The 13395-nt window shown below is 38.8% G+C and carries 15 protein-coding genes; 8 read left to right on the forward strand and 7 right to left on the reverse strand.

Annotation, left to right across the window (positions count from 1 at the left end; translation table 11 throughout):
• Positions 1–285: 285 nt before the first annotated feature.
• The 5 genes from IMO47_RS00005 (at position 286) to IMO47_RS00025 (ending at position 5579) form a co-directional block, all read left to right on the forward strand.
• Complete coding sequence (locus tag IMO47_RS00005) at positions 286–2961, forward strand: TonB-dependent receptor (protein ID WP_198426914.1); 2676 nt, start codon at positions 286–288, stop codon at positions 2959–2961.
• 144 nt (positions 2962–3105) lie between these two features.
• Complete coding sequence (locus IMO47_RS00010) at positions 3106–3810, forward strand: energy transducer TonB (protein ID WP_196075928.1); 705 nt, start codon at positions 3106–3108, stop codon at positions 3808–3810.
• A gap of 21 nt (positions 3811–3831) precedes the next feature.
• Positions 3832–4692 (forward strand): MotA/TolQ/ExbB proton channel family protein, encoded by an 861-nt coding sequence (locus IMO47_RS00015; protein ID WP_196075929.1) that lies wholly within the window; start codon positions 3832–3834, stop codon positions 4690–4692.
• A 27-nt stretch (positions 4693–4719) separates the two neighbouring features.
• Complete coding sequence (locus tag IMO47_RS00020; protein ID WP_196075930.1) at positions 4720–5145, forward strand: biopolymer transporter ExbD; 426 nt, start codon at positions 4720–4722, stop codon at positions 5143–5145.
• A 20-nt stretch (positions 5146–5165) separates the two neighbouring features.
• Positions 5166–5579: a biopolymer transporter ExbD gene (locus IMO47_RS00025; protein WP_196075931.1), complete on the forward strand. Its 414-nt coding sequence runs from the start codon at positions 5166–5168 to the stop codon at positions 5577–5579.
• Between the two features lie 104 nt (positions 5580–5683).
• On the opposite strand, the gene IMO47_RS00030 is transcribed toward IMO47_RS00025, so the two are convergent.
• The 5 genes from IMO47_RS00030 to IMO47_RS00050 form a co-directional block, all read right to left on the reverse strand.
• Positions 5684–6139 carry a nucleoside deaminase gene (locus IMO47_RS00030; protein WP_196075932.1) on the reverse strand — a complete coding sequence of 152 codons (456 nt, stop codon included), beginning with the start codon at positions 6137–6139 and terminating at the stop codon, positions 5684–5686.
• A gap of 56 nt (positions 6140–6195) precedes the next feature.
• Positions 6196–6540, reverse strand: a complete 345-nt coding sequence (locus tag IMO47_RS00035) for a zinc ribbon domain-containing protein YjdM (protein ID WP_196075933.1) — start codon at positions 6538–6540, stop codon at positions 6196–6198.
• 103 nt (positions 6541–6643) lie between these two features.
• A complete protein-coding gene (locus tag IMO47_RS00040) occupies positions 6644–6994 on the reverse strand; it encodes a DUF488 family protein (protein WP_196075934.1) in 351 nt (116 codons plus the stop codon).
• A gap of 26 nt (positions 6995–7020) precedes the next feature.
• Positions 7021–7467 carry an SRPBCC family protein gene (locus tag IMO47_RS00045; RefSeq protein ID WP_196075935.1) on the reverse strand — a complete coding sequence of 149 codons (447 nt, stop codon included), beginning with the start codon at positions 7465–7467 and terminating at the stop codon, positions 7021–7023.
• A 141-nt stretch (positions 7468–7608) separates the two neighbouring features.
• Positions 7609–7989, reverse strand: coding sequence for a ribonuclease E inhibitor RraB (locus IMO47_RS00050; protein WP_196075936.1), 381 nt, complete (start codon positions 7987–7989; stop codon positions 7609–7611).
• Between the two features lie 215 nt (positions 7990–8204).
• On the opposite strand from IMO47_RS00050, the gene IMO47_RS00055 reads away from it, so the two are divergent.
• Together IMO47_RS00055 and IMO47_RS00060 are read left to right on the forward strand one after the other, a co-directional pair.
• A complete protein-coding gene (locus IMO47_RS00055; RefSeq protein WP_196075937.1) occupies positions 8205–8948 on the forward strand; it encodes a hypothetical protein in 744 nt (247 codons plus the stop codon).
• A 93-nt stretch (positions 8949–9041) separates the two neighbouring features.
• Entirely contained in the window at positions 9042–9635 is a 594-nt protein-coding gene (locus tag IMO47_RS00060; protein ID WP_196075938.1) for a hypothetical protein, read from the forward strand.
• A 12-nt stretch (positions 9636–9647) separates the two neighbouring features.
• Here the strand turns inward: IMO47_RS00060 and IMO47_RS00065 are convergent, their stop codons facing one another.
• Positions 9648–10658 carry a metallophosphoesterase gene (locus IMO47_RS00065; RefSeq protein WP_196075961.1) on the reverse strand — a complete coding sequence of 337 codons (1011 nt, stop codon included), beginning with the start codon at positions 10656–10658 and terminating at the stop codon, positions 9648–9650.
• A gap of 96 nt (positions 10659–10754) precedes the next feature.
• Between IMO47_RS00065 and IMO47_RS00070 the strand changes: the two genes are divergently transcribed.
• On the forward strand, positions 10755–12383 hold the full coding sequence (locus IMO47_RS00070) for a phospholipase D family protein (RefSeq protein ID WP_196075939.1): 1629 nt from the start codon (positions 10755–10757) through the stop codon (positions 12381–12383).
• Positions 12384–12512: 129 nt separating this feature from the next.
• Here the strand turns inward: IMO47_RS00070 and IMO47_RS00075 are convergent, their stop codons facing one another.
• The gene (locus IMO47_RS00075; protein WP_196075940.1) at positions 12513–13325 is read right to left on the reverse strand and encodes a lysophospholipid acyltransferase family protein; all 813 of its coding nucleotides are present in this window, start codon (positions 13323–13325) and stop codon (positions 12513–12515) included.
• Positions 13326–13395: the final 70 nt, after the last annotated feature.

Here is a 13395-nt window from a genome sequence, read left to right on the forward strand (position 1 = left end):
AAATTAAACATTTGATTTTAAAGATATTGATAAAACAAAATCACTATAAATTAATACTTTTTTTTACAATGATTTCATCTTTTCTTAATACTTTTTCATATTTTTAAAAAAGTAGATTTTTTCAATCAAGCCTTGGAAGAATAAGATAATTCGACACTAGTAACGCAAATTATTAGCAATTTTTTGTATATTTTTACAACATATAATTAGATAGTTGGCACTTGTATTGCTAGAAAGCATTGCAGCAATATCGCTAAGTACAAAAAAAAACGGATGTCTGAAAATATGAAAATGAACAAAGAGTTTCGTTCTTTGGAGTCGCCAACAATGGGGAAAAATATTCTTAAATTAAGCATACTTAGTTTAAGTTTGATGTACCTCACTACAGCAAAAGCAGCAGAAAATGAAGAAAGCTCCCAAACAACCAAAGTGGCAAAAGTGACCGTGACAGGCTCTTCAATCAAAGGAGTTGCTGCTCAAAGTGCATCACCGATTACCATTATTAAAGGTGATGATTTAGCCAAACAAGGGGTTACCACAGTTGAAGAAGCATTGACCAAAGTCAGTTCAAACCAAGCAGGATTTTCAACTTCACAGAACGTCGGTGCAAGTAATACCGAGGGCTCTTCTGCCAACCTTCGTGGTTTAGGGACAGATAAAACATTGGTATTGCTCAATGGTCGTCGTTTGGCGTATAGCCCTTTCAGCACCTCAACGACCAATCTCAATATTATTCCAATGGCAATGGTGGAACGTATTGAGATTCTACGAGATGGTGCTTCTGCCGTATATGGTGCAGATGCAATTGGGGGAGTCATTAATTTTATTACTAAAAAATCTTTTGAGGGACTCAATATTAGTGTGGGTGCAACTCAACCTGAAGCCAGTGGAGGAGATAAACAAGACATTTCTATTTTTGGAGGATATGGCAATTTAGATGAACAGGGCTTTAATGTTTATGGTGTAGTAGATTACCGCAGAACCAATAATATCATGGCGAAAGACCGTAAAATCAGCCGTCGTGGTGGCGTCATCCCTGAACTGGGACTAGATGCCAGTTCAGCAAATGCCTTTCCTGCAAACTTTTTTGATCCTACATCCAATATTCTTGCCAATCCATATGGCAATGCAAATTGTAATAATACCCCCAATGTTATTGCCGATGAAGGCTTATGTTATCTCAACACACAGGCACTGATTGGTATCACACCAGAAGTAGAAACAATTTCAGCACTGGGTCGAGGCACATTGAAACTTACTGATCAATTTAATTTGATTGGAGAGTATATTTTTTCTCGCAATGAAGTAACAACCTCGATTGCGCCTGATGTATACAGCCGTTCCTTAACACTCCCAAGTACAAGTCAATATTATCCTGGCAAAGGAATCACACCCGCAGTGACTGGCTTGAATGATGCAGATTTACAACTTTATCTGCGTTCACAAGGAGGCAATCGTTCAGGCAAAACGACCAATGATTCACATCGAGCATTTGCTGGAATTGAAGGTGAAGCTTATGGATGGGACATTAACGCAGGTTTAACCTATGCAAAAAGTGAAGCAACCGATAGCTTTAATGCCGGTTATCTCAACCAAAGTAAAGTTCAGACTGCGTTAAATGATGGTTCACTCAATCCATTTGGACCTTCAGCAGATGCGAATATTTGGAAATCTTTTGAAGTGAAAGGAGACACCAACAAAGCAAGTTTAGATTCAACATCAGTTGATGTGACCGTATCTCGTCCAATCTACAGCTTAGCTGCCGGTGATGTTGGTTTTGCACTAGGTGGAAGTTTTACCAAACAAAACTGGGATCAAAAAATCAATGCCGAAATTGTGAAACAAGTGCCTGGCAGTGGAATAGATCCTAATAAGCCTGTGAGTAAAGGTGATCGTGATATTTCCGCCCTGTTTACTGAATTTCATATTCCGATTTTAGCCAATTTGGAGGCACAACTTGCAGCACGTTACGATGACTACAGTGACTTTGGTGATACTTTCAATCCTAAGGTTGCGTTACGGTGGGAACCCTTAAAACAATTAATGTTCCGTACATCCTATAGCACAGGCTTCCGTGCACCAAGTTTATACGACATCAACGCACCTCAAAGCCAAACCTATACAGGTTCAAGATACAATGATCCCGTACTTTGCCCCGGCGGCAATGCAACCTCACCACAGTATCAAACAGAATGTAATGTTCAGTTTAAACGTATGCAAGGTGGAAACCCTGATTTAAAAGCAGAAGAATCAACGTCATATACTGCCGGTGTAGTATTCGAGCCGATTAAAAATCTTGTATTTACCGCAGATTATTACAATATCAAAGTTGATAATCTGATCGATGCCATTACAGATTCAATTGTTTTCGCAGATCCAGACAAATATTCCAGTCTCTTTGTACGTGACGCAGATGGTCGAATCAAATATGTCAGTACCACGTTGATCAATATGGGAGGGATCAAAACGCAAGGGGTTGATTTAAGTCTGAACTATCTGACCCCTGTGACCAAAACTGGGCGATTTGGCTTTGGTATTGACGGGACATATGTCATCAAATATGACAAACAAGAAGAAAAAGGCGGTGAATGGGTCGGTCGTGTGGGGAGCTATTACAATCAACAAGTCTATACACGCTGGAAACATGTTGCCAATATAAATTGGAGCTACGACAACTGGAAAATGATCTTTGAGCAACAGTTCAGCCGTGGCTATAAAGATTCAAATTCAACTGGTGAAGCCCAGTATGACAGACATCGTGTCAGTGACTACACCCTCTACAACATCGCAGGCACATACAGTGGATTTAAGAATCTTGAACTCACTGCAGGAATCAAAAATATTTTTGATCAAGACCCACCTGCCTCAAATGTCACAGATAACTTCCAATATGGCTATGACTCAAGTTATGCCGATCCAACAGGTCGTGCATATTACCTAAGAGCGACCTATAAGTTCTAACTGGATATTTCACAAACATCAGCTCAGTTTCATCTGTTGTTTGTGAAAGTAAATCGTTCACATCGCCAAACAGAAAATTGAACACAATTTTTATATAGCCTGTTTTGCGCTATTTATTGTTTGTCTCTCATTTGAGGAGTCGCAATGGGCAAGAATTTTTCAGAATTAGAAAATAATTCTGTCAAACGCCTGATGGGGATTGGAGCTGTAATTCTTCTACATCTCATCCTCCTTTATGGACTGGTGACAGGATTATCGAAAAAAGTGGAAAAACCGACAGATGAGCCAGTTGAATTGCTCATCATTCAGGACAAAAAGCCTGAACCAGAAAAACCAAAACCTATTGAAAAACCACCTGAGCTTCCAAAGTTAGTGGAGAAAGTATTAAAAACACCTGATCCGAAGCCTCGTGAAAAACCTGTGGAAAAGACCAATCCAGATCCGAAACCCCAGGAAAAACCAACTGAAAAGCCAACACAGAAGACCTCTGAAAGCCCAGAGCCTACACCAACGCAAAAAGCTGAGTCAGAGCAAAAAACGAATCCTACACCGAAGCCTCAGCCAGCAGGTGAAACTCGAGGTGTATCTCGTGGTGAAGCAGGCTGCAAAAAACCTGATTATCCAAGGGAGTCTTTACAGAATGAGGAACAAGGCGAAGTACTTATTTCAGTCTTTGTTGGTGGTGATGGCAAAGTGAAAGAAGCCAAAGTTAAAAAATCGAGTGGCAGTAAGGCTTTAGATAGAGCCGCTTCCAAAGCTTTTAGTTTATGTACTTTTAAACCTGCCTTGAAGAATGGTGAGCCTCAAGATTCTTGGTATGACATTCCCTATGAGTTTGTAATGAATTAATTAAAAAATTGGAGATCGTGAATGAATAAAATGATGAAAACTGTGCGTCTGTTTACATTAACAAGTATTTTGGCAGGTACGGGCATCCTGCCTGTTTCCAGTGTATCAGCAGAAGAAACAGTTACACCCACAACAGTTCAAACTACTGAAAATGTAAACAATAGTGCCCATACTCCACCGCCTCAACCAGTGACCACCCAAGTGGTACATAATCCATATGGCCTAGAAGCGTTATGGCGTGAAGGAGATATCGTGGCTAAATCGACCTTATTTATCTTGGTCCTGATGTCGATTGGTACGTGGTACATCATGGTGACCAAGTTTATCCAACAAGCCAAGATTAAACGTCAGGGCAAAGAAGCTGAAGCGAAATTTTGGGATGCCGATTCGATTGATCATGCAGCAGAAATATTAAATGAAACAAGCGCATACCGTTTTATTGCAGAAAAAGGAATTCATTCAACAAAAAAACATGGCGGCAATTTACTTGAACGAATTGATTTCAATACTTGGGTCACGATTTCGATTCAACGTGCCATTGATAAAATCCAGAGCCATTTAAGTGGTGGCTTGGCATTCCTGGCGACGGTAGGTTCAACGGCGCCTTTTGTGGGGTTATTTGGCACAGTCTGGGGAATTTACCATGCCTTAACCGCAATCGGAATTTCAGGACAGGCTTCGATTGATAAAGTTGCCGGTCCTGTGGGCGAAGCCTTGATCATGACAGCGATTGGTCTTGCTGTCGCAGTTCCTGCCGTGCTCGGCTATAACTGGCTCACCCGTCGTAACAAAGCCGTTTTAGACAATGTCCGAACCTTTGGTTCTGATCTGCATACAGTTTTACTGAGTGGTGAAATCAAAAATACCAATGACCTTAAATAAGATAAGAAACAATACGAGGTATTCACCATGGGAATGACCGTAAATTCAGGGAATGACGAAGATGATGTAATTTCAGCCATCAACACCACACCGTTGGTTGACATTATGTTGGTCTTACTGATTATCTTTTTGATTACAGTGCCGGTTGCCATACATACTGTTCCAGTCAAATTGCCTGAGGAAAAAAATACACCTTATGTGACCAAGCCCATCAATATCCAAATTGCAGTCAATAAAGCAGGTGATATTTTCTGGAACGAAAAATACATTGCCAATAAAGAAACTTTAGTCAGTCGCCTACAGGCTGAAGCTCGAAAAAGCCCACAACCAGAGGTGCATATTCGGGGTGATCAAGTTACTAAATTTGAAGCGATTGATGAGGTTATCAGTGCAACAAAACAAGCCGGTATTGGAAAAATCGCTTTTGTCACTACTCCTGTTGCAGCTCCCTAACTCGTAAAGAGGAATAAATTATGGCAATGAATATGGGTTCCAATAAAGATGATGATGTGATGCTGGATGTCAACATGACCCCGCTTATTGATGTGATGTTGGTCTTACTCATCATGTTCATTATTACCATACCGATTCCCAATAATGCGATTAATATAAATCTACCGAATGGCACACCTCCCCCCAATAAAGATCAGCCACCAGAGCCAATTCTTTTGAGAATCGATTCACAGGGTAAAATTTTTTGGAACGAGCAGGCGGTTGAAAATAGGCAAGCATTAGAAGCGTTATTGGCGAGTGTCGCGCAGAAGTCTGATCAAGATCAGATTAAAGTACAGGCTGATCAATCAACGGAATATAAAGATGTTGCGATGGTTATGGCAGCAGCACAACGCTTAAATGTAAAAAAGATAGCAATTACAGCAAATCACTAAACTAAAAAGATCAACACCTACAGGTCAGGCTGTGGGTGTTGATCAATTTCATGGAAAACATGAACAAGAAATATTTTGAAGATTTAGCAATTAAATCACTTAAACTACTGTTTCTGCTGCCAAACCTGATATAAATGAAAAGGAATATCCAACTTTAATTGGATAAATTGTAATCCTGATTGCTGTTGTGGAGGCTGTCTAAGTTGCACCGCCACCTGTTCTGTCGATAAACCATAAGGTTCCGCATCTAAATTGGAATAGGCGTAAACAATTTTCTCCACGCCAACCATCCGCATTGCAGCCAAACACATTGGGCAGGGTTGACCGCTTGCATACACAACACAATCTTTTAAAGACAAGCGTTGTAGATTTTGACAGGCTTGGCGTACTGCATTAAGTTCTGCATGTGAAGTCGGATCATAGTGAGCTAAAATCTGATTGACTCCTGTACTCACGACCTCACCTTGATAAACAATAACAGCCCCGAAAGGACGACCACCTTTTTCAACATTTTCTTTAGCGAGATTCACGGCGTGTTTTAAAAATTCAATATCCTGCATGCTTTCATCTTTCCTTATATCGCTTAAATCTCAGGCAATATACCATCAACAAGACATCAAACTTTTTTAACAAACTCAGATTTCAATTTCATTTGACCAATCCCATCGATTTTGCAATCAATATCATGACCATCACTACTGTCTGTGAGCAAACGGATACTTTTAACTTTAGTACCCACTTTTACTACTGAAGATGAACCTTTGATTTTTAAATCTTTAATCACAGTAACAGCATCTCCATCTGCCAAAATATTACCTACGGCATCTTTGATGACCACCTGCTCTTCAGCTTGTGCTAACTCACCTTCTTTCCATTCATAGCTACATTCAGGGCAAATCAACAAATCACCATCTTCATAGGTATATTCAGAACTACATTTAGGACAGTTAGGCAATGACATAATTCACTCCTATAAAATTGAAAAAGAAGCATCATAACATCTATCTACTTTTCATCAACTTAAAAACCCTAGCAAATATAGGGAATAATAAATATCATGCCCTTTACGGATGATTCAATACCTCAATCAATACGGTCAGGTGATTATGATCTTCATTCTTCGCAGCAGTTAATAAAGTCATTGGACCCTGTTGAGCCCATTGGCGTAATTGCTCCAGATATGCCTGATGTTGCTCTAATTCAGCCTTATATTTCAGTCTAAATTCGTCCCAACGATGCTCAATCTCTTGGTGATACCATTTTCTTAAATCATTTGAAGGTGCTATTTCTTTAAGCCACAAATCAATATGTGCATTCTCTTTTTTTATTCCGCGCGGCCATAGACGATCTACAAGAATACGTTTGCCGTCCCTTTCAGACACAACAGCATAGATACGCTTTGTATAAATCGTCACGATTATTCAACGCTACAGTTCTATTTTTATTGATCAGGAATGGTTGGATTGACTAAAAGCCCCAGGAGCTGCAGCGACTCTTGCCACCCTAAATAGCAGGCTTCGACAGGAATCACCTCTGGAATACCAGACTGGGTAATATTCACTTCCGTCCCGACCAGTACACTTTTTATTTCAATGATGACTTCAATTTCACCAGCCAGTTCAGGGTTATCAAATCGATCAAAATAGCGTATACGTTGATTAGGAATAAGTTCCGCATAAGTCCCGCCAAACGAATGAATTGAACCAGTTGAAAAATTGGTAAAGGACATTCGATATGAACCCCCTTCTGTGGCATCCATATGATGTACTTTGGCAGTGAAACCATGCGGTGGCATCCATTTGACAAGCGCATCTGGATCTAAAAATGCTTTATAAACACGTTCAGTTGGTGCACTAAAAACACGATGCAATTTTACAGTATTACTCATCCTCTACATCCTTGATTATTTATTCTTGTTAAGGAACTAGTTTAGCGCTGTAAATTACTGCTATTTGTATGGCTTTAGTAGTTTGAAACTTAAAAAAACAAGAGCATATCTCTTTGGATATGCTCTAAAAAATACTTCGAATCAATTTAATTGTTGATCTTCGCTGTCTTCTATATCAAACACATAGGTTGTACATCCCCAACCATCATATTCACCATCGAACTGCTCGGCAATCTTGGTAAACCACTGTTCCAAGTCCACAATATCCTCATATTCCGGATATAGATTGACATAAATCGTAATCACCCATTCACTGGGTTGTACTTCCTCATCTAAATACAGTGATATTTTTTGTTCTTCAAGCAGCAGAGAAATCGCACATTTTTCAGCGAGTTCCTGTGTCTTAAAATACATCGAGAATTCAAGCTCATGTATTTCATCTAAATCATCACCATCTTCGTGCATTTGCCAAAGTAGATTACCATTATCATCTTCTGGAAATTTTTCAAAATCACGAGTCATGGCAGCGTCCTCTTATAGGGTTTTAAAATAGGATGACTTTAAAAATAACAAAACTTTATGGCAGTTTTAAAATATTGCGTATTCGCACACAAATTACTACTTTTATTTGGCATTGTTTTGTAATAAAAAATTATTGAATTCTATGATTAATAAAAAGTTCTATGGCTTAGCATCTGTGACTAAGTCATGCCCAAACCAATAATCAAAGGTGAAAAATGATACATTTCAATGAACAACAATTACAGGAAATTCGCTTACTTCTTCAACAAAACCGTAAAGTTGAAGCTGTTAAATATGTTAAAGATCACTCTGATTTAGGTTTAAAAGAAGCTAAGGATTATGTCGATCAATTTCAAAATCAGGCACAATTTTTTGCAAATCAGTATGTTTCTCAATCTTCTGGTGATTCAGATACACCATTACAGACTCATCAGCAAGAACTCCAATCTCTCATCCAACAAGGTCGTAAAATTGAGGCAATAAAAATGGTGATGGATCAAAGCCAACTAGGTTTAAAAGATGCCAAAGATTTGGTAGAAGAACTAGAAAGAAATCCTCATTTAGATGTTCAACATTTTCAATCTGATCAGGATTTTTATCAGTCTGCACATCCCCATTATAAATCTATTCAAACCAATTACAGTACAGGTGAAATTTTTATTTTATACCAGGATGGTCGTAAAGAACGCATTGATGAACACCACCCTGACTGGGATGATATTATGGATCAATTTGGTGGAAAATCCTATGATTCAGCAAAGGATTATCTTACTGCCATGCAAACACGAATGCAGCAGAACACCACTGATTCCACACGTCATGCACACACTCGTCCCAGTGCCTCAGCAAGCCCGCTGATAGGAATTGAAGATCAATCCAAGAAAAAACGTTCACCTCTGTTTATCTTTGCTGTGGTGATTATTATTGCTCTGATACTCTATTTATTGAGCACCCGTTAAGAAGAACCTGCCTGCTATCGCTTTTTTGATGGAATTTAAAAAATTATTCATCCATCTTTTCACATCAAGGTTTATCGATATTTTGAGGACACTATGGATCAACTCAATCCACAGCAATTAGAAGAATTTTTAACGCGACTAAAACAGCAACGATATGATCAAGCTGAGCGACTTTTGATTGAGCAACTCCATTTATCCGCAACCACATCAAAAAAACTGGTTAAAGCATTGAGTAAATCGGATGAAGCAATGAAAAGTTTTCAGAGAAATCCGAAAATTGTGTTTGCTGATTCAGCAGAATTCAATGAAGAACTAAAATCAGGGACAAATACTTCTTTCAACTTTAATTTCTCTTCCAGTAAAATCAAAATGACCGACAAGGACGGAAAAACGTTTGAAATTGATGATCAACATCCAGATTGGCAGGAAATCAAAAAACAATTCAATATTGATTTAACTCAACCCGAAGCTTTATCTAAATTTGCAGAAAGTTTTATACACGGACAAACGCACAATACAGCCACGCAGGAAACCTTTTCAAATCAAGATGTCAGCGCCTCTCATCATTCATCCGGCACAACAGGAGTTGAAGACCTCAGCCATCAAAATAAATCCAGCGCAATCTGGCTGCTGTTGGGATTTATCTTATTGATCGGCGCGGTCGTCTCCTATTATGTTTGGACCTGAACGCATTTGGAATTAGTGTAATTCAATAATATCAATGGTTGGAGGAACTCTAAAGCGAAATGGCACACCCACCATGCCAGTCCCCACACTGACAAAAACATCTGCATTTTCATGCTGATATAAGCCACGTTTATGCCCTAAGATCGACACCTTTTTCATGACATAGCTGGTTAACCATGGCAACTCAACTTGCCCGCCATGTGTATGACCAGACAACATTAAAGGGCGTGTGGGTAATTGTGGAACCATATCGACAGTATCAGGATTGTGCGACAAAATTAGCCATGGTTTATCTTGAGGTAATTCAGGCATGTAGCGCATATCGGCTTTACCAGCCCATAAGTCTCCGATTCCGATTAAACGAAAGTCATCAAACTCAACAATTTTTCCTTCAATGTCTATGACATTATTGGCTTGCAGAGCTTGAGCCAATAGCGCTTGAATAGGTGGTCCTGGATACTGTTCATCATGGTTACCATTCACTGAGTAAATTGGTGCTTGAATCTCTTTTAAAATGGCGAGTTCCTCGACCAGTTTGTTTTCAGGCTCATAGGTCCAGTCACCCGCAACCACAACAAAATCAGGTTGTGCTAAATTGACTTTTTTCACAATCGTTTTAAGCTGACGTTCATGCCCTGAAAAAAGCCCGATATGCAAATCTGCCAACAATGCAACTTTTACAGGTCGTGCAAAAGGCTGTGATTGACCTAGCGAATAAGATAACCGTTTGACATGAACTGTATGAGGTTCTATAAATCGCGCATATATCAACAAGGCACTCAATAAGAAAACAAAAACACTCTCATGTAAGGAAAATATCCCATACCAACCTGCATAAATGCTAAAAAACAACAACGGAATTAATAAATAAGACAGGTAAAATGCCAAAAGATGGACAAAGGATTTAAAAGGATGGATCGTTTCAGTTCTAGATTGACTTAACCATGCCTGACTAACGCCCCATATGGCAAGCACAATGAAACAGAGATAAAAAATTGAGGTCATCGTTAAGGTTGGAAGCATATTCAATCTCTCAAGTACCATGTACTTGTCATCTCATTATTTATCTTTTCGATGAAGGCAATTATACTCTAGCTCTGAGAAATCTTAGAAAATATTATGCAACGAACGATCAATCGTAATACTCAATTACAGCAAAAAGATGACAATCAGCAGACTAAAAACTGGCTGATGATTCTAAGCTCGTGCTTGTTTCTAAGTCTTTCCGCCTGCTCTACTTTGCCGAAACAGCAAAATATTAAGCCAGAATATGCCTACGACATAGACACCAAAGACACTTCTTTGGCAAAAATCATTAACCCGTTAAAGAGTCAAAATCCAGAATTAACAGGTTATCACGTTCTGTATGATCCGCTTGAAGCCATTGCAGCGCGTATTAATCTGATCGAAAAAGCACAAAAAACCCTGGATCTACAATATTACATCTGGGACAATGACAAAATTGGTTCATTGGCATTATATAAAATTATTGAAGCGGCGGATCGTGGGGTCAAAGTTCGTTTATTAATTGATGATAACAATGCCAAGCAGATGGAAGGCGTCTATCTAGCACTGGATCAGCATCCGAATATTGAAGTTAAGCTATTTAACCCGTATCGTTTTAGAAGCCTGCGCCCTATCGACATGGTGCTGGATTTAAAACGTATCAATCGCCGTATGCACAATAAAACCTTTACTGCCGACAATCAGATCTCTTTGATTGGCGGACGTAATATGAGTAACCAATATTACAACGTTAGTGATAATTATCAATTTTCAGATGTTGATGTTATGTTGGTTGGACAGGCAGTAGATGATATTACCCATTCCTTTGACGAATATTGGAATCACAGCTATGCCTATCCTGTCAGAAATATTGTCAATCATAATACTTACACCCTGCGTTATGACAACTTAAAACAGCAACTCACCCACCATTATCAAGAAATAACTGTGCAAAATTATTTAAATTTAAGTAATAGAACACATGCTTTTGATGAATGGCTACATCACAATATCCAACTCGATTGGGTTAAAGCCGAAGTGGTGAAAGATGCACCTGATAAAATTCAGGCAAAAGCAAAAAAAGAACAACATCTTAACTTTCAGATGGTCAAACGTTTGGATATCCCCACGCAAAGTGTAGATCTTATTTCTGCCTATTTTGTACCGCAGAAAAAAGGAGAAGCAAAGCTGATTGAATTGGCACAAGAAGGTGTCAAAGTTCGTGTTTTGACCAATTCATTTAAAGCCAATGATGTGCCGCTAGTCCACGCCTTTTATGCTAAATATCGTGATGATTTACTTAAAAATGGTGTGGAACTCTATGAGTTTCTTCCTGCTGTCTCTGAAGAAAACTTATATGCCAATTCACAAGAAATTTCAAAAAAAGCCAAAGTGAGTTTAAAAGGATTAAGCCGTTCAAGTTTACATGCCAAACTGATGGCGATTGACAATAAGCAGGTGTTTATTGGTTCTTTTAATTTTGACCCACGTTCAGCCAATTTAAACACGGAGATCGGTGTCATTATCAATAGTCCCCCATTGGCCAATGCAGTACATAAAACCATGGATGAGCATTTAAAAAAATATGCTTATAAATTGGTTCTAGACTCACAAAACAAAATCAACTGGCTCAAGGAAACGCCTCAAGGCATTGTTACCCTTAGAAAAGAACCTAAAATGAAATGGTGGCAAAAAGCAGGTATAAAGGTGATTTCATGGCTTCCGATCGAAGGATTTATGTAATCTTTCTTTATTTTTCTATGTTCGAGATCAAAGAAATTAACAGCATAAGGAAATATCTCTATTCAAACCAAATTCTCCAATTGAATAGAGATAGATTTTTAGCGCATTGAAAAAAATCAGTTGCTTGTCTTAATCTGTTAAAACTTCTTTCTGTAAGTCTTCCAAACCTTGTTGCATCATCTCTTGCACTTGTTTAGTCAAACTTTCTACCGTATGCCCTTCTGTAGAAATTGCAGGAAAAGTTTTTAAGTGTGCCACAACTTTTGGCATCTCCAACACAGCTTGTACATGTTCAACAAAACCTGTTTCTCCAATAAAAGGAACAACCGTATCTAATTTCCCTTCTTGATTGACATAGCAAATCACGCACACCTGAACAGGTTTTTTAGCCTCAATCGCCGCGCCCAGTATACGTCCATGGACTTTCTTGACTTTTGATCCATCTGTTGTGGTGGCTTCAGGGAAGAACAATACTGGAATATCTTTGCGCAAAAACTCAGCAATTTGTTCACGGATACGCACAGAATCCCCAGAGCCACGTTTAATAAACAGTGTGCCACCGCCTTTTGCCAGATTACCAAACACTGGCCAACTTTCAATTTCAGCCTTCGCCAAGAAAAATACCCGGGCGCCTGAGCCAAGAACCGCGATATCCAACCAAGAAATATGATTACTAACCCACAATGCTGGTTCACGTGGAATATCACCATGAACGCGCACATCCACATTAAAGACTTCACTCAAACGGCGACAAAAATATTGAACATAACGCGTATTTTTTGGATTATTCGGATCTTTATATAATTGATGGCGATAAACCAGATAAAAGCCTTCTGCAACAGCAGATGTACTGGATACTAATTTTTTACCATATAAAAACACTTTAGATAAAGCACTTAAATTCGATGATTTTGACTTTTTGATTGCTTGTTGTTGAGTCATAGACATTCACTAAACAGAATATATTTCATATTAAACCAGAGCTATTGTATACAAATCATATTCAACTTGC

Origin of the sequence: Acinetobacter sp. Res13-Abat-PEC15-P4-01 (assembly GCF_015676285.1) — a bacterium.
Classification (GTDB): Bacteria; Pseudomonadota; Gammaproteobacteria; order Pseudomonadales; family Moraxellaceae; genus Acinetobacter; species Acinetobacter nematophilus.

What these genes read in the sequence shown, in the direction of transcription:
- IMO47_RS00005 (WP_198426914.1), top strand. Translation starts at nt 286, where the DNA reads ATGAAAATGAACAAAGAGTTTCGTTCTTTGGAGTCGCCAACAATGGGG.
- IMO47_RS00010 (WP_196075928.1), top strand. Translation starts at nt 3,106, where the DNA reads ATGGGCAAGAATTTTTCAGAATTAGAAAATAATTCTGTCAAACGCCTG.
- IMO47_RS00015 (WP_196075929.1), top strand. Translation starts at nt 3,832, where the DNA reads ATGAATAAAATGATGAAAACTGTGCGTCTGTTTACATTAACAAGTATT.
- IMO47_RS00020 (WP_196075930.1), top strand. Translation starts at nt 4,720, where the DNA reads ATGGGAATGACCGTAAATTCAGGGAATGACGAAGATGATGTAATTTCA.
- IMO47_RS00025 (WP_196075931.1), top strand. Translation starts at nt 5,166, where the DNA reads ATGGCAATGAATATGGGTTCCAATAAAGATGATGATGTGATGCTGGAT.
- IMO47_RS00030 (WP_196075932.1), bottom strand. Translation starts at nt 6,139, where the DNA reads ATGCAGGATATTGAATTTTTAAAACACGCCGTGAATCTCGCTAAAGAA.
- IMO47_RS00035 (WP_196075933.1), bottom strand. Translation starts at nt 6,540, where the DNA reads ATGTCATTGCCTAACTGTCCTAAATGTAGTTCTGAATATACCTATGAA.
- IMO47_RS00045 (WP_196075935.1), bottom strand. Translation starts at nt 7,467, where the DNA reads ATGAGTAATACTGTAAAATTGCATCGTGTTTTTAGTGCACCAACTGAA.
- IMO47_RS00050 (WP_196075936.1), bottom strand. Translation starts at nt 7,989, where the DNA reads ATGACTCGTGATTTTGAAAAATTTCCAGAAGATGATAATGGTAATCTA.
- IMO47_RS00055 (WP_196075937.1), top strand. Translation starts at nt 8,205, where the DNA reads ATGATACATTTCAATGAACAACAATTACAGGAAATTCGCTTACTTCTT.
- IMO47_RS00060 (WP_196075938.1), top strand. Translation starts at nt 9,042, where the DNA reads ATGGATCAACTCAATCCACAGCAATTAGAAGAATTTTTAACGCGACTA.
- IMO47_RS00065 (WP_196075961.1), bottom strand. Translation starts at nt 10,658, where the DNA reads ATGCTTCCAACCTTAACGATGACCTCAATTTTTTATCTCTGTTTCATT.
- IMO47_RS00070 (WP_196075939.1), top strand. Translation starts at nt 10,755, where the DNA reads ATGCAACGAACGATCAATCGTAATACTCAATTACAGCAAAAAGATGAC.
- IMO47_RS00075 (WP_196075940.1), bottom strand. Translation starts at nt 13,325, where the DNA reads ATGACTCAACAACAAGCAATCAAAAAGTCAAAATCATCGAATTTAAGT.